We start from the raw sequence: 23647 nt of genomic DNA on the forward strand, positions 1-23647 counted from the left end.
TCGATAATCCAGGGAGATGGCCGGGCCCGCAGGCCCGGCCGCAGGGGTCAGGCGCTTGGCGGGGCGAAGCGGCGGCCGGCGGAGAAGCCACCGTCCACGGCAATCATCTGCCCGCTGACGAACGAGGCATCGTCCGAGGCCAGGAACAGCGCGGCGCTGGCCACTTCTTCCGGTTGCCCCGAGCGGCTGAGCATGTGCTGCGAGGCGAAGAAATCGTGGAACGCCTGCTGCTCGCGGACCATGCTGGTCATCGGCGTCTCGATCAGGCCAGGGCACAGGCCGTTGACGCGGATGTTGGCGTGGCCGTAGTCGATGGCCATGCTGCGCGTGAGCTGGTTGATCCCGCCCTTGGACACGTTGTACGCCACGTTGCCGTCGCAGCCTTGCAGGCCGAAGATCGAACCGATGTTGATGATCGAGCCGCTGCGCTGGGCCTGCATCTGCCCCAGCACATGCTTGCTGGTGAGCATGCTGCCGGTCAGGTTGATGTCCAGCACGCGCTGCCAGTCGGCGGTATTGGCGCGGGTCACGCTGCCCTGGCTGGCCACGCCGGCGGCGTTGACCAGCACGTCGATGCGGCCAAAGCGCTGGATGACCTCGCTCATCACCTGCTGCACCTGCTCTTCGTTGCGCACGTCCAGGGTCATGAACAGGCCAGGGAAATCCGCCGGCGGCTGGCCGACATCCAGCCCGACCACCTGCGCGCCCTCGGCGCAGAAGCGGCGCACGCAGGCCAGGCCGATGCCCGACGCACCTCCGGTGACCACGGCGACCTTGTTTTGCAAACGAGCCATATCCAAACCCTCTGTCTTATTGTTGTGGAGCGTTTCCGCTGGCGAGTCTACCGGTTGCCGAGCCCGCCGGGATCGTCCGCAAGGACTAGATGCATCAGGCGGGGAACTGCACGCGCACGCGAGCCCCCTGCGGATGCCCCTGGCAGGCCAGGGTCCAGCCCGCCTCGAGCTCGGCGCTGCTGAGCACATCGTTGCGGGCCAGTTGCACCTGGCCCTCCGGCACGGTGCACATGCACGCCCCGCAGAAGCCTTCCTCGCACGAGAACGGCACATCGAGCCCGGCCGCGCGGCAGCTTTGCAGCAAGGTGTCGCCCGGGCGGGGCACGATCTGGTGCGTGGCGCCATCGAGTTCCACCAGCAGCAACTCGCACCCGGCGCCTTCGGCCACGGCCGCAGCAGGGCTGGGGTCGGCTGGCGAGACGAAGCGCTCCACATGGATGCACTCGCGCGGCTCGCCCAGGGCCAGCAGGGTGGCCTCCACGGTATCCATGAACGGCCCCGGCCCGCAGATGAAGTAGTCCGCGCCGCGCCACTGGCGCACCAGCTGGCGCACCTGGGCCGCCTCCAGGTAGCCCTGCAGCGAGTCCAGCAGGTGCACCACCTGCAGTTGCTCCGGGTGCGCCCGGGCGAGCTTGCGCAGTTCGTCGCGAAAGATCACCGACGCTTCGTCGCGGTTGGCGTACACCAGCAGCACCGGGCGCTGGCCGCTGTGCAGCACGGCCTTGAGCAGGGAGAACACCGGGGTGATCCCCGAGCCGCCGCCAAACAGCACCAATGGCCGGCTGGCATCGGCCGCCTGGTGCGGGTCGAGGCAGAAATGCCCGGCCGGGGGCAGCACTTCGAGCCAGTCGCCCACCTGCACGCACTGGTTCATCCAGTTCGACACCCGCCCGCCCTCGACGCGCTTGATGGTCACCTGGGGCCTGGCATCGGTCCACGGCGAGCTGGACATCGAGTAGCAGCGGGTAAGGCGCTGGCCCCCCACGTTCACCCGAAAGCCGAGGAACTGCCCGGGCTTGTAGGCAAAGCGCGCCCGCAGCGCTTCGGGCACCTCGAACACCAGCGAACGGGCGTCGGCGGTCTCGCTGATGATCGCGCACACCTGCAGGCGCAGCTCGCCTGCCGTGGTGCTGGCGCTCGGGGTCGGTTCTGCAGCGGCCAGGGCGCCCATGTCAGATGCCACTGATCAGCTGCGCGTTGTCCACCCGCAGCTCGGCGCCATTGACGAAGCGCGACTCGTCGCTGGCCAGGAACAGCACCACGTTGGCGATATCGCGTGGCGCGCACATGCGGTTCATCGGGTCCTGGTCGAGCACGGCCTGGGGGATCGCCTGGCCGCCGGCCAGGGCCTGGGTCATGGGCGTGTTGACCCCGTCCGGGTGCACGCTGTTGCAGCGGATGCGGTAGCCCTGCTGCTTGCAGTGCAGGGCGATGGAGCGGGTCATGGCCGCCACCGCGCCCTTGGAGGCCGAGTAGGCGCAGAACATCGGCATGGCGCCCAGGGCCGCCACCGACGACATGTTGATGATCGAGCCCCCGCCGGTTTTCTTCATCGCCTCGATGGCGTACTTGCAGCCGAGGAAATACCCATCGCCGTTGATCTTCTGCACCTTCTGCCACAGCTCGAGGCTGGTGTCCTCGATGGTGCCCATGGCCAGGATCGCGGCATTGTTGACCAGCACATCGAGGCGGCCGAAGTGCTCCAGGGTGGTGGCGATCACGCGCTGCCAGTCGCTTTCGCTGGCGATGTCGTGCTTGATGAACAGGGCGTTTTCGCCAATCTGCGCGGCCACTTCGCGGCCGGCCTGGTCGTTGAGGTCGGTGAGCACCACGCGGGCACCTTGGCTGGCCAGCAGCAGGGCATCTTCACGGCCGATGCCGCTGGCGGCGCCGGTGACCAGGCAGACTTTTCCTTCTACACGTTGCATGGGTGTACTCCTTGGGGGCTGGGGTGGCTGGCATGGCGCTGGGCAACGTGGGCCGCCGCGCGCCTGCCAGAAAACACGCAATCGGCCAGGGACAGGCCGGAGACATACAGGTTGGAGGCCACGCCCACCGCACAACGGCCGGCGGCGTACAGGCCGGTGATCGGCTGGCCCCGTTCATCGAGCACCTGGCCGCTCTGCTCGCAGACCCGCAGGCCGCCGAGGGTCAGGGTCGGGCAGGGGTAGAGGCGGCTGTCATAGGACAGGTCCAGGCAGTACCAGGGGCCGTGGCTGAGGTCGTGGCGCATCGCCGGCGACTTGCCCAGCGGGTCGGCGATTTCGCCACGGGCGGCGCGGCCATAGCCTTGCACGCTGTCGCGCAAGGCCTGGGCCGGCAGCTTGCAGCGTTCGGCAAGTTGTTCGAGAGTGTTGCCGCGCCGGCAGTTGAACAGCAGGTTGAGCAGCACCGGCAGGCGCTGGAACGCCCACACCTTGCCCGGCCCCACCTGGCGCAGGGCCTGGTTGCGCAGCGGGCGGTCAAGGATCAGCAGGGCGCGGCCGTCGTGCTTCTCGACCATCTGGTGGCCGAGGGTGGCGCCGTACACCTCTTCATTGCAGTAGCGCTCGCCACGGCCATCGACGATCAGCCCACGGGCCCAGGCCAGCGGCGGGTTGATGAAGCGCCAGGCGCTGACCTTGTGCATCTGCCCGAGGCTGCCCCCGGCACTGCGGCCCAATTCGATGCCGCTGCCGTCGCAAGCGCTGCTGCCCAGCGGCAGGCCTTGCAGGTAGCGGGGTGCGTACTGCTGCATGAGCGTGCGGTTGAACACGAAGCCGCCGCTGCTCAGCAGCACGCCGTGGCGCGCGCGTATCAATAGCGGTTCAGCGGATGCCTGCTCGATGCGTTGCAGGCGTGCCCGCAAGCGCGCAGAAATGCCCGGCGCGTACATGTGCACCGCCGCCGCCCATTGTGACAGCCGGGCATGTTGGCGGGCTGCGCGGCTACCCGGGGGCAGCTGCCAGGCCTCCACACCCACCACCTGGGCGTGCTGGTCGATCACCAGCCGGCGCACCTGGCACTGGGTGCGCACCGCCACGCCCTGGCGCCGGGCGCTGTCGGCCAGCGCCGCGAACAGGCTGGCGCCGGACAGGCCCGAACCTTTGGCGCGGTGCCCGCGTGGCGCGGGAGCGGCGAGGGCGGCATAGGCCGGCACGGCTTCGTTGCCGGAGTAATAGAGGTAGTAGCGGTCGCTGGGGTAGGACGTCTTGTGCGGCGCCATGCTGCCCTCGAACACCACGCCCTGGCGCTCCAGCCAGTTCAAGTGTTCGGCGCTGGCCTCGCAGAAGCGGCGCAGGGTCTGTTCGCTGACGGCGTCGCCAACCTCCTGGCGCAGGTAGGCGCACATGGCCTCGGGGCTGTCCTGGTAGCCGGCCTGGCACTGTTGCGGCGTACCGCCCCCGGCATACACCACCCCGCCACTGAGCGCGGTGGCGCCGCCCCCGGCAAAGCGCTCCAGGGCCAGCACCGCGAGGCCGCGGCTGGCCGCCTCGATGGCCGCGCTGGCGCCTGCGCCACCGAAGCCGACCACCACCAGGTCGGCGTGCTGCTGCCATTGCAGCTGCTCGGCGTGCTCGACCCGCAGCGGTGCCATCACCGCCGGCGCTGTCATGGCCGCCTCAGCCGGCACTGGCCGCGAGCGGCACAGGTTGCGCGGTGGTGGTGTAGTGGCCGTCCAGGTACACCAGCGGGGTGATGGTCGGGGTGGTGTGAATGCGCAGGATGCGGCCGATGAAGATGGTGTGGGTGCCGTAGGCGAACTGGCCATCCTGGCGGCAGAGGATCGACGACTGGGCGTCGGCCAGGTAGGGGATGCCTTCGTCGCTGGTCAGCCACTGGCCCTGGCCGAAGCGCGCCTCGCCCTTGATGCTGCCGCTGCACAGGTGGGCCAGGTGCTGCTGCTCCAGGCCCAGGATGTTCACGCAAAAGCCTGCGCCTGCGGCCAGTGCCGCGTGGGGGGAGGCGCTCTGGTTGACGCAGATCAGCAGCGACGGCGGTTCGGTGCTCAGCGAATCGACCGCGGTCGCCGCCATGGCAAAGCGCTGGCTGCCGTCGCTGGTGCTGATGATGGTGACGGACTTGGCCAGGCGGCGCATGGCCTGGAGCATGTCGGCTTTGAGTGAGTTGTCGTTCATCGCACGGCCTCGGTGTTGGCGGGTTCAGTGCGATGAATTCTTGCAACCGCGGCAATGCCCAACATCGTCCGAGGGGACTAGTCGATGCGCCGCGCGCATGGTCCGTTTGAGGGATGCCGAACCCTGTATGCCTTGTTGCAATGCCGGCGGTGGAGGCTCCAGCGCCTCTCTCGCATGCGCTCCGGCGAACGGGGCGATCAGAGGAGAACAACAAGATGAACAACCACCTCACGCGTGAAACCCTGCTGCAGCGCGCCCGCGAACTGGTGCCGGTGCTGCGCGAGCGCGCCGCCCAGGCCGCCCAGGCTGGCCGCCTGCCAGAGGAAACCATCGCCGACTTTCACGAGGCAGGCTTCTTTCGCATTCTCCAGCCAGCCCGTTGGCAGGGCCTGGAGCTGGAACCCAAAGACTTCTTCGAAGTGCAGATGATCCTTGCCGAAGGCTGCATGTCGTCGGCCTGGGTGCTGGGCGTGGTGGCCATCCACAACTGGCAGCTGGCGCTGTTCGACGACCGCGCGGCGCAGGATGTGTGGGGGCAGAGCAGCAGCGTGCTGATTTCTTCGTCCTACATGCCGGTGGGCAAGGTCGAGCGGGTCGAGGGCGGTTTTCGCCTGAGCGGCCGCTGGGGGTTTTCCTCTGGCAGCAAGCACTGCCAGTGGGCCTTCCTCGGCGCGCTGGTACCGCCGCAGACGCCGGGCGGCGCGCCGGACTATCGCACCTTCCTGGTGCCCAGCAGCGACTACCAGGTGCTCGACAACTGGAACGTCATGGGCCTGGAAGCCACTGGCTCCCACGACGTGCAGGTCGACAACGCCTTCGTGCCCGAATACCGCACCCACCGGGCCGCCGACGGCTTCATGCAGCAGAGCCCGGGCAACCAGGTGAACACTGCGGCGCTGTATCGCCTGCCGTTCGGCCAGATCTTCGTGCGTGCGGTGTCGACCTCGGCCATCGGTGCCTTGCAGGGCGCGGTGGACCACTTCATCGCCCATAACCGCGCGCGGGTGGCCGTCAACGATGGCCGCAAGGTGCTCCAGGACCCGGCCGCGCAGAGCGCGCTGGCCAACGCCATGGTCTGCGTCGATGAGTGCCGCACGGTGCTGCTGCGCAACTTCGAGCTGATGCTCGAAAGCGCCCGTGCCGGCACCGCGCTGGCCATGCAGCTGCGGGTCAGGATGCGCTACGACTCGGCGCTGGTGGTCGAGCGCTGCGCCAAGGCGGTGGCCGAGCTGATGTTCAACAGCGGCGCATCGACCATCTTCCACGACCACCCGATCAACCGCGCCTTCCGCGACATCCACACCGGCCGCGCCCACGTGGCCAACAGCCCGGCCAAGTACGCCTGGAACCTGGGCGCGGTGAGCATGGGCCAGGACAGCACCGACTTCTTCCTCTGAACGCGCCGGGCGCTCACCGGTTTCGGCTAGTCCATTTGTGGGATTCGAGCGCCCGGGCAATGCCTGAGGATGTGATCAAGGCCGGGCTCCCGGCCACGTCTGCAGAACAACAAGGAAAGGCACATGAAATTCTCGCTGATATACGAAGCCCAGACCATCGATGCCAGCCGCGAGGGTGACCGCAAGATCTTCGATGACACCGTCGAGCAGGCGGTGCTGGCCGACCAGCTGGGCTTCGACACCTTCTGGTGCGTGGAGCACACCGCGCTGACCAACTACTCGCACATGTCCGCCCCCGAAACCATGCTGGCCTTCGTCGCCGGCAAGACCGAGCGCATCGGCATCGGCCATGGCGTGGTCTGCCTGCCGCCGGCGATGAACCACCCGGTGAAGGTGGCCGAGCGCATCGCCACCCTCGACCTGCTGTCCAAGGGCCGCGTGCATTTTGGCGTGGGCAAGGGCGGCACCCAGCAGGAGGCCGGTACCTTCGGCTACGACCTGGCGACCCTGCAGCCCCAGATCGACGAGGCCATGTACCTGATCCCGAAAATGTTCGTGCAGGACGAAATCGAGCACCACGGCGACTTCGTCAAGATCCCCAAGCGGCCGATCCACCCCAAGCCCTACCAGGACCCGCACCCGCCGATGTACCTGGCCTGCACCAACACCGACTCGCTGAAAAACGCCGGTGGGCGCGGCATGGGCGCGCTGGTGCTGGGCTTCGGCGGCCCGGAGGAAATCGCCAAGAAGGTTGCGGTGTACCACGAGGCCTTCGACAACCGTGACGAGCGCAAGCAGGTGGGCTTTCGCCCCAATCGCCACATCGCCGCGCTGTGCCCGGCGATCGTCCTGGACGACAACGAGCAGGCCCGCCACATCGGTATCCGTGGCCAGCGCTACTTCATGGAGTCGCTGGGCTACTGGTACGGCGGCGGCGAACGTCCGGACCCGGAAAAGTGGAAGGACGACACCTATGTCGATGGCAACGGCCAGGCGGTGATCAAGTCGCGCTTCGCCTCCGAGGAAGTGCGCGTCGATTTCTCCGACCCGACCATGGCGATGATGAACCCCAACCACGCCTACGGCACCGTCGAGGACTGCATCGGCTATGTGCAGCGGCTGATCGATGCCGGCGCCGACGAGATCCTGTTCATCTGCCAGATGGGCACCGTGCCGCAGTGGGCGCAGCTGGAGACCCTGCGCAACATCGGCGAGAAAGTCATCCCGCACTTCCGTAAACAGCAGTAACCAGACGAGGAGACGGCACATGGATATCCGTGGCCTGGGGTATGTCACCGTGCAATCGCGCGACCTGCAGCAATGGCGCCACTACGCCAGCCAGGTGCTGGGCATGATGGTGGTCGAGGACGCGTCCGGCGAGCGCCTGTTGTTGAAGATGGACGAGCGCCCTTACCGCATCCTGGTGCAGCACAGCACCCAGGATGGCTTCGGCGCCTGCGGCTGGGAGGTGGCCAGCCAGGCCGCCTTCGACCAGGCCGTGGCCGAGCTGCGCGCCGGCGGCGTGAGCGTGGAGCAGGGCGATGCCGGCCAGTGCGCCCAGCGCCGGGTCCAGGCGCTGGCGCTGTTCGCCGACCCGGATGGCAACCGCCACGAGCTGTACTGGGGGCCGAAGCAGGACTTTGCCCGCTTCGTCTCGCCGGTCGGCGTGCGCGGTTTCGTCAGCGACGCGCTGGGCATGGGCCACGTGGTGCTGCCGGCGCCGACCTTCGAACGCTGCCGCGATTTCTACGAGCAGCTGATGGGTTTTGGCCTCTCGGACCTGATGAAAGTGCGCTTCACCGCCGACCCGGCCGAGCCGGAAAAACGCATCCACTTCATGCACTGCAACAACGGTCGCCACCACTCCCTGGCGATCTTCGAATGCCCGGTGGCCAGCGGCTGCGTGCACCTGATGGTCGAGGTCGATGGCCTCGACGAAGTCGGCCGCGCCCTGGACCGCCTGCACGCCCACGGCGTGCAACTGACTGCCACCCTCGGCCAGCACACCAACGACCAGATGATCTCCTTCTACATGCGCACGCCTTCGGGTTTCGACCTGGAGTACGGCTGCGACGGGCTGGTGGTCGACTGGAGCCGCCACACGCCGTTCGAGAGCACCGTGGTCAGCCAGTGGGGCCATGACTTCAGCGTCGGCCGCCAATGAGGACAGTACCGATGGACAAACAGATGACCACCGCCCAGATGGTCGCCCAGCTGCACGACGGCATGACCCTCGGCATCGGCGGCTGGGGCCCGCGGCGCAAGCCGATGGCGCTGGTGCGCGAGATCCTGCGCTCTGGCCTCAAGGACCTGACCATCGTCGCCTACGGCGGCGCCGATGTCGGCATGCTGTGCGCCGCCGGCAAGGTGAAGAAGCTGGTGTTCGCCTTCGTCTCGCTGGATTTCATCCCCCTGGAACCGCACTTTCGCAAGGCGCGCCAGGACGGCGCCATCGAGGTGATGGAAATCGACGAAGGCATGCTGCTGCTGGGCCTGCGCGCGGCGGCGATGAACGTGCCGTTCATCCCCACGGCCGTGGGCCTGGGCACCGACGTGCTGCGCTGCAACCCGGGCATCGAGCTGGTGGCCTCGCCTTATGCCGACGGTCGTGACTGGGTGGCCATGCCGGCGCTCAAGCTCGACGCTGCGCTGGTGCACGTGGACCGCGCCGATGCCCGTGGCGTCTGCCAGATCGCCGGCCCCGACCACTACATGGACGACCTGTTCGTGCGGGCCGCGGCGCGCACCTATGTCACCTGCGACGAACTGGTGCCCAGCGACTGGTTCCATGCCGAGCCCTCGCGTGCACGGCAGGTGTTCTGGGAGCGCAACCTCACCACCGCGCTCGCCCATGTGCCGGGCGGCGCGCACCCCTCGTCCTGCGCGCCGCTGTATGGCTTCGACGTGCCGCACTTCAAGGATTACGCCGCCTCGGCGCAAAGCGAGCAGGCGTGGCAGGCCTATGTCGAGCGCTACGTGGGCTGCTCCCACGCCCAGTACCTGGAACGTTGCGGGGGCCTTGCGGCCATCCGCCAACTGCCCCTGCCGGTTTTCTAAGCGAGGAACGCCATGACCACCGCTAACACCTACAGCCTCGCCGAACTGATGATCTGCGCCGCCGCCCAGGCGTGGCGCGACGACGGCGAGGTGCTGGCCACCGGCATCGGCGTGATCCCGCGCCTGGCCGCGTCGCTGAGCATGCTCGACAGCAACCCCCAGCTGATGATGACCGACTCGGAAGCCTACCTGGTCGCCGAACCGGTGCCGGTCGGGCCACGCAACGGCCATGAACCCAGACGCGACAGCTGGATGGGCTTCTCGCGGATTTTCGACAACGTCTGGAGCGGCAAGCGCCACGCCATGATCGGGCCGATCCAGGTCGACCGCTTCGGCCAGGCCAACCTCTCGTGCATCGGCGACTACCGCAAACCCAAGTCGCAGATGCTCGGCGTGCGTGGCCTGCCGGGCAACTCCATCAGCCATGCCAACTCGTTCTACGTGCCCAGCCACAACCGCCGGGTGTTCGTCGAAGGCGAGTGCGACATGGTCTCGTCTGTGGGTTACAACCCGGCGCGCCTGGCCCGTGGCTGGGCGCTGGAAGACATCGACATCCGCCTGATCGTCACCGACCTGTGCGTGCTGGACTTCCTCGGGCCGCAGCACCAGGTGCGGGTGCGCTCGCTGCACCCGGGGGTCAGCCTGGACGAGGTGCGCGACAACACAGGCTTTGCCCTGCATGTACCCGAGCAGGTGCCGCTCACCACGGCGCCCAGCGCGGCGCAGCTGCAACTGATCCAGCGGCTGGACCCCCATGGCCTGCGCTCCAGCCAGCTCAAGGGCAACCCGCCCGGCCAGCGCTGAGCCGCCGACGGCCAACACCTCGAACCGGAGTAGCAGCAATGAGCGAGCAACACAACACACACGCCGATGAGGTGGTGCTGTACGAAGTGCGGGGTGCGGTGGCCCTGGTGACCATGAACCGGCCCGAGTTCCACAACGCGCAGAACTCACGCATGACCTATGCCCTGGATGCGGCCTTCGCCCGCGCCTGCGCCGATGATGCGGTGAAGGCCATCGTGCTGCGTGGCGCGGGCAAGCACTTCTCGGCCGGCCACGACATCGGCACCCCGGGGCGCGACGTGGACCAGAGCTTCGACCGCGTCAGCCTGTGGTACGACCACGTCAACAAGCCCGGCGGCGAGTTTCTCTACGCCCGCGAACAGGAGGTGTACCTGGGCATGTGCCGGCGCTGGCGCGACATGCCCAAGCCGACCATCGCCATGGTCCAGGGCGCGTGCATTGCCGGCGGCCTGATGCTGGCCTGGGTCTGCGACCTGATCGTCGCCAGCGACGACGCCTGGTTCCGCGACCCGGTGGTGCGCATGGGCATCCCGGGGGTGGAATACTTCGCCCATGTGCACGAACTGAACCCGCGCATCGCCAAGGAATTCCTGCTGCTGGGCAACCCCATGCCGGCGGCCCGCGCCTACCAGATGGGCATGCTCAACCGGGTGGTGCCGCGCGAGCAGCTGGAGCAGGAAACCCTGGCCATGGCCGAGCAGCTGGCACAGATGCCGCGCCTGGGCCTGCAGCTGGCCAAGCAGGCGGTCAACAACGCCGAGGACCTGATGGGCAAGCGCGCCACCATGGACATGGTGTTCGGCCTGCACCACTTCGCCCATGCCCACAACGAATTGACCTGCGGCGACCGCCTGGGCGGCCACGACGCCCGCTCCATGGCCAGCGCCCAGCGTGAAGCGGGGAGGGCGTGAGATGGCGGTGTCACTGCAGACGCGCCTGACCGCCTTGCTCGGTTGCCGCTACCCGATCGTCCAGACGGCCATGGGCTGGGTCGCCGACCCGCGCCTGGTGGCCGCCACCTGCAACGCCGGGGGCTTTGGCTTTCTCGCCGGGGCAACCATCGAGCCGCGGCAGATGGAGGCGGCGATCGTCGAAACCCGGCGCCTCACCGACCAGCCGTTCGGCGTCAACTTCCACATGTACCAGGCCAACGCCGCCGACATCGTCGAGCTGGTGCTGCGCCACCGGGTGCGCGCCGTCAGCTACAGCCGCTCGCCGGGCAAGCAGATGGTCGCCCGCCTCAAGGATGCCGGCGTGGTCTGCATGCCCACCGTCGGCGCCCTCAAGCACGCGCAAAAAGCCGTGGAGATGGGCGCCGACGTGGTCACCGTGCAGGGCGGCGAGGGCGGTGGCCACACCGGCGCCGTGCCGACCGCAATGCTGCTGGGCCAGGTGCTCGATGCGGTGCAGGTGCCGGTGGTGGCCGCAGGCGGCTTCAAGGATGGCCGTGGCCTGGTGGCTGCCCTGGCCCAGGGCGCCGAGGGCATCGCCATGGGCACGCGCTTTCTGATGAGTGCCGAAAGCCCGGTGCCGGCGGCCACGCTGGCGCGATACCTGGCGGTGCGTGACCCGGCCCAGGTGATCGTCAGCCGGGCCATCGATGGCATGCCGCAACGCATGATCCGCAACGAGCTGCTGGATGCGCTGGAGTCCGGCGGCAGCCTGCGCCGCTGGCTGCTGGCGCTGCGCAGCGGCCTGGCCTACCGCCGCCACACTGGCCTGGGCCTGGGCCAGCTGCTGGGCAGCGCGCTGAAGATGCGCCAGGGCGCCGGCTTGAGCGCCGCCCAGAGCCTGATGGCCGCCAACGCACCGATGGTGATCCAGAAGGCCATGGTCGAAGGCCTGCCTGCCGAGGGCGTGCTGCCCGCCGGGCAAGTGGCCGCCGGCATCGACAGCCTGCCCCGCTGCGCCGAATTGATAGAGCAGATCGTCCAGGACGCCGAGCGCCACCTGGACGCGCTGTACCGCCGACTTTCCTGAGGGGGAATCCCGATGCAAGCATTCAGCGTCAACATCGACCAGGGCATCGCCGAGCTGGTGTTCGATCACCCGCCGGTCAATGCCTTCAACAGCCAGGGCTGGGCCGACATCGCCCGCACCCTGGAGGAGCTGGGCCGCAACGACAAGGTCCGGGTGATCGTCATCCGCGCCGAGGGCCGCGGCTTCTGCGCCGGGGTCGACATCAAGGAGCTGGCCGCCGACGCCAACCTGATCGTGGCGGTCAACAAGGGCAACTACGACACCTTCAAGGCCATCCACCGCAACCCGCTGCCGGTGATCGTCGCCGTGCACGGCTTCGTGCTGGGCGGCGGCATCGGCATCTGCGGCGCCGCCGACATCCTGGTGGCCGCCGACTGCGCCCGCTTCGGCGTGCCCGAGGTGGACCGTGGCGCCATGGGTGGCGGCGCGCACCTGCAGCGTTTGTTCCCGGTGCAGAAGGTGCGCCACATGTACTTCACCGGCGCCATGATCGACGCCGCCGAGGCCTACCGACTGGGCGCCGTGGAGCGCGTGGTGCCGCGTGAGCAGCTGCGCGAGGCGGCGCTGCAGATCGCCGCGTCCATCGCCGGCAAGAGCGCGGCGATGATCCGCCTGGCCAAAGAGGCGCTCAACGGCATCGAGGACGGCAACCTCGAAGACAAGTACCGCCGCGAACAGGGCTTCACCCTGGAAGCGTACCGGGCCCAGGACTCCCAGGAAGCGCGCGACTCGTTCGTCGAGAAACGCAGCGCCCGATTCAACGGCTGAGGGCGGACCTTGGACCTGACCTACACCAAGGCCCAGCAGGCCTTTCGCGGCGAAGTGCGGGCCTGGCTCGCAGCCAACGTGCCTGCCGAGCCGCTGCCCTCGTTCGATACCGAGCAGGGTTTTGCCGCGCACCGCGCCTGGGAAGCGACCCTCAACCAGGGGCGCTGGGGCATGGTCACCTGGCCCACCCGCCTGGGTGGGCGTGGTTGCGACCTGATCGAGTGGCTGATTTTCGAGGAGGAGTACTACCGCGCTGGCGCCCCGGCGCGGGTCAACCAGAACGGCATCTTCCTGCTCGGCCCCACCCTGATGGAATACGGCAGCGAGGAGCAGAAGGCGCGCTTTCTGCCGCGCATGGCCACCGGCCAGGACATCTGGGCCCAGGGCTGGTCGGAGCCGGGCGCCGGCTCCGACATGGCGGCGATCCGCGCCAAGGCCGTGCGCGACGGCGAGCACTATGTGCTCAACGGCCAGAAGACCTGGTCGACCCGCGCGGTCTGGGCCGACTGGGTATTCTGCATCTTCCGCACCGACCCGGCTTCCCAGCGCCACCACGGCCTGACCTTCATCCTCGTGCCGCTGAACAGCCCCGGCATCACCGTGCGGCCGATCGCGCAGCTCAACGGCCTGCCGGGGTTCGCCGAAATCTTCTTCGACGACGTGCGCGTGCCGGCGCACAACGTGCTCGGTGGCGAGGGCATGGGCTGGCATGTGGCGATGTCCACCGCAGGCTTCGAGCGCGGGCTGATGCTGCGCTCGCCGGCACGCTTCCAGGAAGCCGCGCGGCGCCTGGTGCAGCTGTACCAGGCCAACCGCCAGAGCGCCGACCGCGACCCGGCCATCGGCGAGGCGGTGATGCGCTGCTGGCTGGATGCCGAGGCTTACACCCAGCTCACCTACATGACCGCCTCGCAGCTGGTGAAGGGCGGGCGGATCGGGCCGGAGTCCTCGACCAACAAGATCTTCTGGTCGGAGCTGGACCTGCGCCTGCACGACACCGCCATGAGCATCCTCGGCCTGCGCGGCGAGCTGCTGCCCGAGGCCCCGGCGGCCGGCGATGTCGGCGCCTGGCTTGAGGGCTTCCTGTTCGCCCAGGCCGGGCCGATCTACGCCGGCACCAACGAGATCCAGCGCAACATCATTGCCGAGCGCATGCTCGGCATGCCGCGCGCCTGAGGAGCAGACCATGGACTTCAGTTTCAACAGCGACCAGTTGCTGTTCCAGGACAGCGTGCGCAGTTTCTTCATCAACGAGGTCACCCCCGAGCGCATTCGTGAGCTGTGGCAGACCGACAGCGGCCGTTGCGACCGGCTGTGGGGCCAGCTGGTCGAGCTGGGCCTCACCGCCCTGACCGTGCCCGAGCCTTACGGTGGCCTGGGCCTGGGGGCGCTGGACTGCGTGCTGCTGGCCCAGGAATGCGGCTATGCCGGGCTGCCCGAGCCGCTGGTGGAAACCATGCTGGTGGCGGTGCCGCTGCTGGCCGAGCTGGGCCAGGCGCACGAGGCGCTCAAGCAGGACTGGCTGGCCCGGGTGGCCGCAGGGCAGGCGCGGCTGGCGGTGTGCGAGCCGGGCAACCCGCTGGTCAGTGACGCCCATGTCGCCGACCTGCTGTTGCTCAGCCATGCCGGCGAACTGCATGCCGTGCCGCGTGCGGCCGTCGAGCTGGTGCGCAACGCCTCGCTGGACCCCAGCCGCCACCTTTACCAGGTGAGCTGGACGCCAACCGCCGCCACCTGCGTGGCCCGTGGCGATGAGGCCGCGCAGCTGCTGGCGCGAGCCTTCGAGCGGGGCGCACTGGGCTGCGCCGCGCAGCGCCTGGGGCTGGCCAAGCGCATGGTCGACCTGGCCGTGGACTACAGCTTCGAGCGCAAGCAGTTCGGCAAGCCGATCGGCTCGTTCCAGGCGGTCAAGCACCTGATGGCCAACGTCGCGGTGCGCATCGAGTTCGCCAAGGGCCCGCTGTACCGCGCCGCCCATGCCGTGGCCCATGACGAGGCGGCGCAGGCGCTGGCCGTGTCGCATGCGTGCCTGGCCACCTCGGAGGCGGCCTTGCTGGCGGCGCGTAACGCGATCCAGGCCCATGGCGCCATGGGCTACACCTGGGAAGTCGACCTGCAGATCTTCATGAAACGCGCCTGGGCCCTGGACAAGGCCTGGGGCGACCCGGCGCTGCACAAGGCGCGGGTACGCACCGCACTGTTCGAACAGGGGCTGGCGATTGGCGCCGGCGCCACTTTCTGATTGCCGATGCAGAGGTAGAGCATGCCTGAAGCCTATATCGTCGACGCCCTGCGCACGCCCACCGGGCGGCGCAAGGGTGGCCTGGCGCAGATCCACGCTGCCGACCTGGGCGGCCATGTGCTGCGGGCCCTGGTCGAACGCAATGCCATTCCCGACGACGACTACGACGATGTGATCTTCGGCTGCGTCGACACCATCGGCCCGCTGGCCGGCGACATCGCCCGCACCGCCTGGCTGGCGGCCGGGCTCAGCCAAGCCGTGCCGGGCACCACCATCGACCGCCAGTGCGGCTCGTCGCAGCAGGCGCTGCATTTTGCCGCCCAGGCGGTGATGAGCGGCACCCAGGACGTGGTGGTGGCAGGCGGTGTGCAGACCATGACGCAGATCCCGATTTCCTCGGCCATGACCGCCGCCGAGCCACTGGGCTTCAGCGACCCGTTCAGCGGCTCCGAGGGCTGGGTGCGCCGTTACGGCGCCACGCCGCCGACTCAGTTTCGCGCGGCGCAGATGATTGCCGAACGCTGGCAGCTCAGCCGCCAGGCCCTGGAGGCCTATGCGATGGAGTCCCATCGGCGGGCGTTGCGGGCCATCGAGCAGGGGTATTTTCGCCGCGAGATCGTGCCGCTGGCAGGCGTCGAGCATGACGAGACGCCGCGCCACACCAGCCTGCAGAAGATGGCCGAGCTCGACTACCTGTTCGGTTGCGACCGGGTCACCGCGGCGGTGTCGAGCCAGACCTGCGACGCGGCCAGTGCGCTATTGATCGTTTCGCAGGCGGCACTCGAGCGATACAACCTGACGCCGCGGGCACGCATCCACCACATGAGCGTGCGCGCCGACGACCCGGTGTGGATGCTCACCGCGCCGATCGCGGCCACCGAGTACGCGCTCAAGCGCGCCGGCATGCGCCTGGAGGACATCGACCGGGTGGAAATCAACGAAGCCTTCGCCTCGGTGGCCATGGCCTGGCTGCAGGAAACCGGCTACCCCCATGCCCAGACCAACGTCAACGGCGGCGCCATCGCCCTGGGCCATCCGCTGGGCGCCACGGGCACCCGGCTGATGTGCAGCCTGTTGCACGAACTGGAGCGCAGCGGCGGCCGCTATGGCCTGCAGACCATGTGCGAAGGCGGCGGCCAGGCCAACGTGACCATCATCGAACGCTTGTAGGAGAACACTATGGCAAGTTGCAAAAACCGCACCGTGATCATCACCGGTGCCGGCGGCGGGCTGGGCCGCGCCTACGCCCTGGCCTTCGCCGCAGAAGGCGCGAACGTGGTGGTCAACGACATCAACCGCGAAGCGGCCGAAGCGGTGGCGGCGCAGATCCGCGAGCACGGCGGGCAGGCCGTGGCCAACAGCAATGACATCACCGACTACGCCGATGCCGGGCTGATCCTGCAGGCGGCGCTGGGCGCCTTTGGCGGGCTCGATGTGGTGGTGAACAACGCCGGCATCTGCCGTGACCGCATGTTCGCCAGCCTCACCGAGGCCGACTGGGATGCGGTGGTGGCGGTGCACCTGAAGGGGCACTTTTGCCTCGCCAGCCACGCCGTGCGCTACTGGCGCGAGCAGGCCAAGCAGGGCGTGCAGGTGGATGCGCGGCTCATCAATACCAGCTCCGGCGCCGGGTTGCAGGGCTCGATCGGGCAATCCAACTACAGCGCGGCCAAGGGCGGGATCGCCGCGCTGACCCTGGTGCAGGCGGCGGAACTTGCGCGCTATGGCATCACGGTCAATGCCCTGGCCCCGGCGGCGCGCACCGGCATGACCGAGCAGGTGTTCGCCGAGGTGATGAAGCGGCCGGAGCAGGGGTTCGATTTTTTTGCGCCGGAGAACGTTGCGCCGGTGGTGGTGTGGCTGGGTTCGGCGGCGTCGGCGGGGGTCAGCGGGCAGTTGTTCGAGGTCGAGGGCGGGCGCCTGTCGATCGCCGACGGCTGGCGCCGTGGGCCGCAGCTGGATAACCACGGGCGCTGGGCGGTGGCTGAGGTGGGCGCCGCCGTGGCGCAACTGCTGCAACAGGCGGTGCCGGCGCAGAAAGTCTACGGCACCTGACGCCAGGTTTTTCGCTTGCTCCGTTGGCCGCATCACTTGCCAGGGTGATGCGGTTTTTTTTTGGGTGTGTCTTGAGATCGTGCGCCGCTTGCGCGTCGCTTCGCGGGCAAGCCCGCTCCCACAAGGGGTTGTGTCACTTTTTAGATAGCCGCTGGCTCTGTGGGAGCGGGCTTGCCCCGCGAAGCGACGCGCAAGCGGCGCTGGATCTGCGCATCACCTCGAAATCCAAGCCAACCCCTCCCTAGCGCCCGGGCCAAGGCCGCCCCTAGTCCGATTGGCCGATTCCACCCGGCCCGCAGCCGCCCACACTTCGCTCAACACCCGCCAGACGAGTAGAAGACGCCGCGATGGACTTTGCATTCACCGACGAGCAGGAAATGATCCGTGAATCGGCCGAGGGTTTGCTCGCCGATGTCTGCGACTGCGCCGCCGTGCGCGCGGCCATGGCCAGCCAAGCCGGCTACGACACCAACCTTTGGCAACGCCTGTGCAGCGAGATGTACTGGCCTGCCATCCACATCCCCGAAGCCTATGGCGGCCTGGGCCTGGGCTATGTCGAGCTGGCGATTTTGCTCGAACAGATGGGCCGACGCCTGCTCTGTTCGCCGTTCTTCGCCACCGCCTGCCTGGCCACGCCGGCGCTGTTGCTGGCCGGCAGCGACGCGCAGAAACGGCGCTGGCTGCCGGCCATCGCCGAAGGCCGGGTGCGTGCCACCCTGGCCTGGGGCAGCGGCGGGGGTTGGTCGCAGGACGGCATCAGCGTGGCGGCCAAGGCCGAAGGCGAGGGCTATGTGCTCGACGGTGAATACGCCCAGGTCATCGACGGCCACAGTGCCGACCTGCTGGTGGTCGCGGCCTGGACGGCGCAGGGCGTCAACCTGTTCCTGGTCGAAGCGGGGCAGGTGGGCCTTGCGCGCCAGTGGCAACCGACCCTGGATCAGACCCGGCGCCTCGGGCGCATTCGCCTGGACCGCGTGTACGTTGGGCCCGAGGCCGTGCTCGATGCCTCCTGGGCGCTGTTGCAGCAGGTGCTGCGCCTGGCCTGCATCGGCCTTGCCGCCGAACAGGTCGGCGGTGCCCAGCAGGCGCTGGACCTGAGCGTTGCCTACCTGCAGGAACGCCAGCAGTTCGGCCGCCCGCTGGCCAGCTTCCAGGCCCTCAAGCACCGCGCCGCCGACATGATGCTGCAGGTCGAATGCGCCCGTTCGGCCAGCTACTACGCGGCCTGCGTCGCCCAGGAAGCGCTGGACCCGGCCGGCGACCCGAAGGTCGCGAGCGAGTTGCCGCTGGCCGCGTCATTGGCCAAGGCCCAGTGTTCCCAGGCGTATTTCCACTGCGCCGCCGAGTCGATCCAGCTGCACGGTGGGGTCGGCTTCACCTGGGAGTACGACCCCCATCTGTATTTCAAGCGTGCCCGGGCCAGTGAAAGCTACCTCGGTGCGCCCGCCTGGCATCTGCAGCAGATCGCCAACCTGGTGATCAGGGAGCAAGCATGAAGATCGGTTTCAGTGAGCAGGACGAACACTTTCGCCAGGAGGTCGCCGGCTGGCTGGCCGAGCACCTGTGCGGCGCGTTCGAGGCGCTGCGTTTTCGCGGCGGCCCGGGTGACGAGCACATGTTCGCGCCCGAGCGCAAAGCCTGGGAGCGCAAGCTCGCCGAGGGCGGCTGGACGTGTGTGGGCTGGGCCCCGGAGCATGGCGGGCGCGGGCTGTCGATCAGCCAGCAGGTGATCTTCCACGAGGAATATGCCCGCGCCGGCGGGCCGGGGCGCATGGGCCACATCGGCGAGGGCCTGGCCGGCCCGACCATTGCCGCTTTCGGCAGCGAAGATCAGAAGCGCCGCTTCCTGCCAGGTATCGTCGCCGGCACCACGTTCTGGTGCCAGGGCTATTCGGAGCCGGGTGCCGGCTCCGACCTTGCGGCGGTGAAGACCCGCGCCGCCCAGGATGCCAACGGCGACTGGCTGATCAACGGCCAGAAGGTCTGGACCTCGCTGGCCCACGAGTCCGACTGGTGCTTCGTGCTGGCCCGCACCGAGCCTGGCAGCGTCGGCCATCATGGCCTGTCGTTCCTGCTGGTGCCGATGGACCAGCCGGGCATCAGCGTGCGCCCCATCGAGCAGATGACCGGCACCTCGGAATTCAACGAAGTGTTCTTCGACGGTGCCCGCACCGAGGCTGCGAACATCGTCGGCCAGCCTGGCGAAGGCTGGAAGATCGCCATGGCGCTGCTGGGCTTCGAGCGCGGGGTGTCCACCCTGGGCCAGCAGATGCAGTTTCACAACGAACTGGACGAGATCATCGCCATCGCCCGAGCCAATGGCGCCGACCGCGACCCGCAGCTGCGCCTGCGCCTGGCCGAGGCCTGGTGCGGCCTGCGCATCCTGCGCTACAACTCGCTGCGCATGCTCTCCGGGCCGCAGGACGGCTCACTGCGCCGCGAGGCGACCATCTACAAGCTGAACTGGTCGAGCTGGCACGCAAGCCTGGGCAAGCTCGCCATGGACGTGCTCGGGCCCGAGGCCGAGCTGCTCGAAGCTGCGCCCTATCAGCTCAGCCGCCTGCAGTCGCTGTACCTGTTCAGCCGTGCCGACACCCTCTACGGCGGCAGCAACGAGATCCAGCGCAACATCATCGCCGAACGCGCCCTGGGCATGCCCCGGGAGCCGCGCGTGCGCACCTGATCGAAGGAGTTTTTCTGCATGACTGTTCCCAACTATGTTGCGGGCCATGGCCTGCTGCGCGGCAAGTCGGTGCTGATTACCGCGGCCGCCGGTTCCGGCATCGGCTATTCGGCTGCGCTGCGCGCTGCCGAGGAGGGCTGCCGGGCGCTGATGATCAGCGATATCCACGAAGGCCGGCTGCACGAGGCCGTGGCGCGCATCCGCGAAGCCACCGCGCTGCAGGCGGTGCATGGGCACGTGTGCAACGTCACCGACGAAGCGCAGGTGCGCGACCTGGTCAGCGCCGCCGAGCGTGAGCTGGGCGGTGTCGATGTGCTGATCAACAACGCAGGCCTGGGCGGCTCCCGGGCCCTGGTGGAGATGCCGGACGAAGAGTGGCAGCGGGTGCTCGACGTGACCCTCACCGGCACCATGCGCATGACCCGCGCCATGCTGCCGCACATGATGGCGCGCCGCGCCGGGGTGATCGTCAACAACGCCTCGGTGCTGGGCTGGCGGGCGCAGAAGCAGCAGGCCCACTACGCCGCGGCCAAGGCCGGGGTGATGGCGCTGACCCGCTGCTCGGCGCTGGAAGCGGCCGAGCATGGCATCCGCATCAACGCCGTGAGCCCAAGCATCGCCATGCATGACTTTCTCGCACGCTCCGCGCCCCAGGCGGTGCTCGACCAGCTGGCCGCAGGCGAGGCCTTTGGCCGTGCTGCCCAGGTGTGGGAAGTGGCCAACGTGATGATGTTCCTGGCCAGCGACTACAGCTCGTACATGACCGGCGAAGTGCTGTCGGTCTCCAGCCAGAGGGCTTGAGCATGCCGCGTATTTTCCAAACGCCTGCTGCGCTGCACGAGGCGCAGGGGCAGGAGCTGGGCAAGAGCGAGTGGCTATTGGTGGACCAGGCGCGCATCGACCTGTTCGCCGAGGCGAGTGGCGACCACCAGTGGATTCACGTGGATGCCGAGCGCGCCGCCCAGGGGCCGTTCGGCGCCTGCATCGCCCATGGCTACCTGAGCCTGGCGCTGGTCAACCTGTTTCTGCCGCAGATCGTCGAGGTGCGTGGCATTGCCATGGGCGTGAACTACGGCTGCGAGCGGGTGCGCTTCCCGTCAGTGGTGCGCGTGGGCGCGCGGGTGCGCGGCAGCGCCACCTTGCTGTCCACCGAGGCGGTGGGCGAGGGCGTGCAGGCGTTGATCCGCGTCAGCGTCGAAATCGAAGGCCAGGACCGGCCCGGCTGTGTGGTCGACACCATCAGCCGCTACTACCCGAACTGAGGAATCGAGCATGAACGAAGCAGTGATCGTTGCCACGGCGCGCACGCCCATTGGCAAAGCCTTTCGCGGTGCCTTCAACGACACCGAGGCGCCGACCCTGGGCGGCCATGTGGTGGCCGAGGCGGTACGCCGCGCCGGCATCGCGCCGGAGGAAGTGGAGGATGTGATCATCGGCGCCGCCGCCCAGCAAGGCACCCAGGCCTACAACCTGGGGCGCCTGTGCGCCACGGCGGCCGGGCTGCCGGCGCAGGTCGCCGGCATGGCGGTGGAGCGCCAGTGCGCCTCGGGGTTGATGAGCATTGCCATCGCCGCCAAGGGCATCATCTGCAACGAACTCGACATTGCCGTGGCCGGTGGCCTGGAGTCGATCTCGCTGGTGCAGAACAAGCACAAGAACCTCTACCGCCTGCAGTCTGGCCTGGTGCTGGAGCGCGACCCTAGCGCCTACATCCCGATGATCGAGACTGCCGAGATCGTCGCCCAGCGCTACGGCATCAGCCGCGAGGAGCAGGATGCCTACAGCCTGCACAGCCAGCTGCGCACCGCCCAGGCGCAACAGGCCGGGCTGTTCGACCAGGAGCTGGCGCCGCTGCTCACGCACAAGCTGCTGCTGGACAAGGCCAGCGGCGAGAGCCGGCACGAGCCGGTGACCTTGCGCCAGGACGAGTGCAACCGCCCCGACACCAGCGCAGCCAGCCTGGCTGCACTGGAGCCGGTGTGGGGCGGTGGGCAGTGGACCGGCGCCGGGCGCTTCATCACCGCGGGCAACGCCTCGCAGTTGTCGGACGGCGCCTCGGCGGCGGTGCTGATGAATGCACGCCTGGCCGAGCAGCGTGGGTTGCAGCCGCTGGGCATCTATCGCGGCCTGGCGGTGGCGGGGTGCAAGGCGGACGAGATGGGCATCGGGCCGGTGTATGCCATTCCCAAGCTGCTCAAGCGCCATGGCCTGAAGGTCCAGGATATCGGCCTGTGGGAGCTGAACGAGGCGTTCGCCTGCCAGGTGCTGTATTGCCGGGACACCTTGGGCATCGATGACGACCGGCTCAATGTGAACGGCGGCGCCATCGCCATTGGCCATCCGTTCGGCATGTCCGGGTCGCGGATGGTCGGGCATGCGCTGATCGAGGGCAAGCGCCGCGGTGTGCGCTATGTGGTGGTGAGCATGTGCATTGGTGGCGGCATGGGTGCTGCCGCGCTGTTCGAGGTGGCCTGAGATGGGCGTGCCGACGGCGCAGCAGGTTCAGGTGCTGATGCAGCGCTACGTGGCGCTGGTGGATGCCGGGGATATCGACGGCATCCTGGCGCTGTATGGCGAAGATGCCACGGTTGAGGACCCGGTTGGCACGGCGCCGCTGCAGGGGATCGCGGCCATTGCCGCGTTCTACCGCCAGGGGCTGGGGGCCATGCAGGTGTCGGCGGCGCTGACCGGGCCGGTGCGGGCGACCTGCGATGGGCAGGGCGCGGTGCCGTTTCGCGTGGTGTTTGGTGGGCGTGCGCTGGATGTGATCGATGTGATGGCGTTTGATGAGCGGGGGTTGATTCGCAGCATGAAGGCGTATTGGAGTGAAGTTAACGTGGGGGCGCAATGAACTCGCTGCTTGGGGGGATTTGAGGGCCCTATCGCCGGCAAGCCGGCTCCCACAGGTACGTCACTATTCTTGAGGGCAGCGGGGTATAAAGGACTTCATCGCCGGCAAGCCGGCTCCCACAGGTACGTCACTATTCTTGAGGGCAGCGGGGTAAAAAGGACTTCATCGCCGGCAAGCCGGCTCCCACAGGTACGTCACTATTCTTGAGGGCAGCGGGGTAAAAAGGACCTCATCGCCGGCAAGCCGGCTCCCACAGGTACGTCACTATTCTTGAGGGCAGCGGGGTATAAAGGACCTCATCGCCGGCAAGCCGGCTCCCACAGGTACGCCACTATTCTCGAGGGCAGCGGGGTACTTGTGGGAGCTGGCTTGCCAGCGATAGGGCCAGCCCAGGCAAAAGCGATTTCATATCGCACTGCCGTCATCCTGCAGGTCCTTGTTCTGCGTGCGCCCACTCTCATAGTAGGCCTTGAGGTTTTCACCAATCTCCCGCACCACCTTGTCGAACGCCCGGCCCAGCAGCCATTCGGCCAACCGCCCGCCGCGCAGTCGATAATGCAGGCTGGTGCTCATGCGGCAGCTGTCCCCCGAGCCCTCCAGCCAATACCTGAAACTGGCCTGGCGAAACGGAAACGGCGCGCCGGCATTGCCTTTGTGCAACACCAGCACGAACCCCGCGCCGTCCTCCCACTGCACCACGCTTTCATCCAGCCACTGCCCACCCTTGCGCATGACCCGGCGGCTGGCGCCCATGCCCTCGCGGGCGCCGGGGTGGAACTGGCTGCCGGTCAACCCCGGCACATAGTGCGGGGCCAGGCTGAGGTCGCGCAGCTTGCTCCAAGCCTGGTCGCGGGTCAGGTTCAGGGCCACGGTGTGGCGAGCGATGCGGTTCATGTGC

The 23647-nt window shown here is 68.3% G+C and carries 24 protein-coding genes; 18 read left to right on the forward strand and 6 right to left on the reverse strand.

Annotation, left to right across the window (positions count from 1 at the left end; all coding sequences use genetic code 11):
- Window positions 1-47: 47 nt before the first annotated feature.
- The 5 genes from B3E94_RS06790 to B3E94_RS06810 form a co-directional block, all read right to left on the reverse strand.
- The gene (locus B3E94_RS06790) at window positions 48-794 is read right to left on the reverse strand and encodes an SDR family NAD(P)-dependent oxidoreductase (RefSeq protein WP_236235622.1); all 747 of its coding nucleotides are present in this window, start codon (window positions 792-794) and stop codon (window positions 48-50) included.
- A gap of 94 nt (window positions 795-888) precedes the next feature.
- Complete coding sequence (locus B3E94_RS06795) at window positions 889-1965, reverse strand: ferredoxin--NADP reductase (RefSeq protein ID WP_286912839.1); 1077 nt, start codon at window positions 1963-1965, stop codon at window positions 889-891.
- 1 nt (window position 1966) lies between these two features.
- Window positions 1967-2722 carry a glucose 1-dehydrogenase gene (locus B3E94_RS06800; RefSeq protein ID WP_286912840.1) on the reverse strand — a complete coding sequence of 252 codons (756 nt, stop codon included), beginning with the start codon at window positions 2720-2722 and terminating at the stop codon, window positions 1967-1969.
- Window positions 2710-4389 carry an FAD-binding protein gene (locus tag B3E94_RS06805; RefSeq protein ID WP_409521194.1) on the reverse strand — a complete coding sequence of 560 codons (1680 nt, stop codon included), beginning with the start codon at window positions 4387-4389 and terminating at the stop codon, window positions 2710-2712. Before B3E94_RS06805 ends, B3E94_RS06800 begins: the two co-directional genes overlap by 13 nt.
- A 7-nt stretch (window positions 4390-4396) precedes the next feature.
- Window positions 4397-4912 (reverse strand): flavin reductase family protein, encoded by a 516-nt coding sequence (locus B3E94_RS06810; protein WP_176513369.1) that lies wholly within the window; start codon window positions 4910-4912, stop codon window positions 4397-4399.
- A gap of 215 nt (window positions 4913-5127) precedes the next feature.
- Between B3E94_RS06810 and B3E94_RS06815 the strand changes: the two genes are divergently transcribed.
- The 18 genes from B3E94_RS06815 to B3E94_RS06900 all read left to right on the forward strand — a co-directional run bounded on the left by B3E94_RS06815 (window position 5128) and on the right by B3E94_RS06900 (window position 22749).
- The gene (locus tag B3E94_RS06815) at window positions 5128-6309 is read left to right on the forward strand and encodes a flavin-dependent monooxygenase (RefSeq protein ID WP_286912841.1); all 1182 of its coding nucleotides are present in this window, start codon (window positions 5128-5130) and stop codon (window positions 6307-6309) included.
- A 123-nt stretch (window positions 6310-6432) separates the two neighbouring features.
- Entirely contained in the window at window positions 6433-7557 is a 1125-nt protein-coding gene (locus B3E94_RS06820) for an LLM class flavin-dependent oxidoreductase (RefSeq protein WP_176513364.1), read from the forward strand.
- A 19-nt stretch (window positions 7558-7576) separates the two neighbouring features.
- Complete coding sequence (locus tag B3E94_RS06825; protein ID WP_286912842.1) at window positions 7577-8473, forward strand: VOC family protein; 897 nt, start codon at window positions 7577-7579, stop codon at window positions 8471-8473.
- An 11-nt stretch (window positions 8474-8484) separates the two neighbouring features.
- Window positions 8485-9366 (forward strand): CoA transferase subunit A, encoded by an 882-nt coding sequence (locus B3E94_RS06830; RefSeq protein WP_176513361.1) that lies wholly within the window; start codon window positions 8485-8487, stop codon window positions 9364-9366.
- A gap of 12 nt (window positions 9367-9378) precedes the next feature.
- Window positions 9379-10170: a CoA-transferase subunit beta gene (locus tag B3E94_RS06835; RefSeq protein ID WP_286912843.1), complete on the forward strand. Its 792-nt coding sequence runs from the start codon at window positions 9379-9381 to the stop codon at window positions 10168-10170.
- Between the two features lie 38 nt (window positions 10171-10208).
- Window positions 10209-11081 carry an enoyl-CoA hydratase gene (locus tag B3E94_RS06840; protein ID WP_286912844.1) on the forward strand — a complete coding sequence of 291 codons (873 nt, stop codon included), beginning with the start codon at window positions 10209-10211 and terminating at the stop codon, window positions 11079-11081.
- A 1-nt stretch (window position 11082) separates the two neighbouring features.
- On the forward strand, window positions 11083-12150 hold the full coding sequence (locus B3E94_RS06845) for an NAD(P)H-dependent flavin oxidoreductase (protein ID WP_286912846.1): 1068 nt from the start codon (window positions 11083-11085) through the stop codon (window positions 12148-12150).
- A 12-nt stretch (window positions 12151-12162) separates the two neighbouring features.
- Entirely contained in the window at window positions 12163-12918 is a 756-nt protein-coding gene (locus B3E94_RS06850; RefSeq protein ID WP_286912847.1) for an enoyl-CoA hydratase family protein, read from the forward strand.
- Window positions 12919-12927: 9 nt separating this feature from the next.
- Window positions 12928-14094, forward strand: a complete 1167-nt coding sequence (locus tag B3E94_RS06855) for an acyl-CoA dehydrogenase family protein (RefSeq protein ID WP_286912848.1) — start codon at window positions 12928-12930, stop codon at window positions 14092-14094.
- Window positions 14095-14104: 10 nt separating this feature from the next.
- Window positions 14105-15160 carry an acyl-CoA dehydrogenase family protein gene (locus B3E94_RS06860; protein ID WP_286912850.1) on the forward strand — a complete coding sequence of 352 codons (1056 nt, stop codon included), beginning with the start codon at window positions 14105-14107 and terminating at the stop codon, window positions 15158-15160.
- Window positions 15161-15181: 21 nt separating this feature from the next.
- The gene (locus B3E94_RS06865) at window positions 15182-16330 is read left to right on the forward strand and encodes an acetyl-CoA C-acetyltransferase (protein ID WP_286912852.1); all 1149 of its coding nucleotides are present in this window, start codon (window positions 15182-15184) and stop codon (window positions 16328-16330) included.
- 9 nt (window positions 16331-16339) lie between these two features.
- Window positions 16340-17215, forward strand: coding sequence for an SDR family oxidoreductase (locus B3E94_RS06870; protein ID WP_286912854.1), 876 nt, complete (start codon window positions 16340-16342; stop codon window positions 17213-17215).
- 347 nt (window positions 17216-17562) lie between these two features.
- Complete coding sequence (locus B3E94_RS06875; protein ID WP_286912855.1) at window positions 17563-18711, forward strand: acyl-CoA dehydrogenase family protein; 1149 nt, start codon at window positions 17563-17565, stop codon at window positions 18709-18711.
- A complete protein-coding gene (locus tag B3E94_RS06880) occupies window positions 18708-19898 on the forward strand; it encodes an acyl-CoA dehydrogenase family protein (protein WP_286912856.1) in 1191 nt (396 codons plus the stop codon). Before B3E94_RS06875 ends, B3E94_RS06880 begins: the two co-directional genes overlap by 4 nt.
- Window positions 19899-19916: 18 nt before the next feature.
- Complete coding sequence (locus B3E94_RS06885; protein ID WP_176513340.1) at window positions 19917-20699, forward strand: SDR family oxidoreductase; 783 nt, start codon at window positions 19917-19919, stop codon at window positions 20697-20699.
- Between the two features lie 2 nt (window positions 20700-20701).
- Window positions 20702-21160 carry a MaoC family dehydratase gene (locus B3E94_RS06890; RefSeq protein ID WP_176513338.1) on the forward strand — a complete coding sequence of 153 codons (459 nt, stop codon included), beginning with the start codon at window positions 20702-20704 and terminating at the stop codon, window positions 21158-21160.
- 10 nt (window positions 21161-21170) lie between these two features.
- Window positions 21171-22373 carry an acetyl-CoA C-acyltransferase gene (locus B3E94_RS06895; RefSeq protein WP_286912857.1) on the forward strand — a complete coding sequence of 401 codons (1203 nt, stop codon included), beginning with the start codon at window positions 21171-21173 and terminating at the stop codon, window positions 22371-22373.
- Between the two features lies 1 nt (window position 22374).
- Complete coding sequence (locus B3E94_RS06900; RefSeq protein WP_286912858.1) at window positions 22375-22749, forward strand: nuclear transport factor 2 family protein; 375 nt, start codon at window positions 22375-22377, stop codon at window positions 22747-22749.
- A 405-nt stretch (window positions 22750-23154) separates the two neighbouring features.
- Here the strand turns inward: B3E94_RS06900 and B3E94_RS06905 are convergent, their stop codons facing one another.
- Window positions 23155-23643: an SRPBCC family protein gene (locus B3E94_RS06905; protein WP_286912859.1), complete on the reverse strand. Its 489-nt coding sequence runs from the start codon at window positions 23641-23643 to the stop codon at window positions 23155-23157.
- Window positions 23644-23647: the final 4 nt, after the last annotated feature.

The sequence above is a fragment of the Pseudomonas sp. UBA6315 genome (genome assembly GCF_002438125.1).
GTDB classification, from domain to species: domain Bacteria; phylum Pseudomonadota; class Gammaproteobacteria; order Pseudomonadales; family Pseudomonadaceae; genus Aquipseudomonas; species Aquipseudomonas faucium.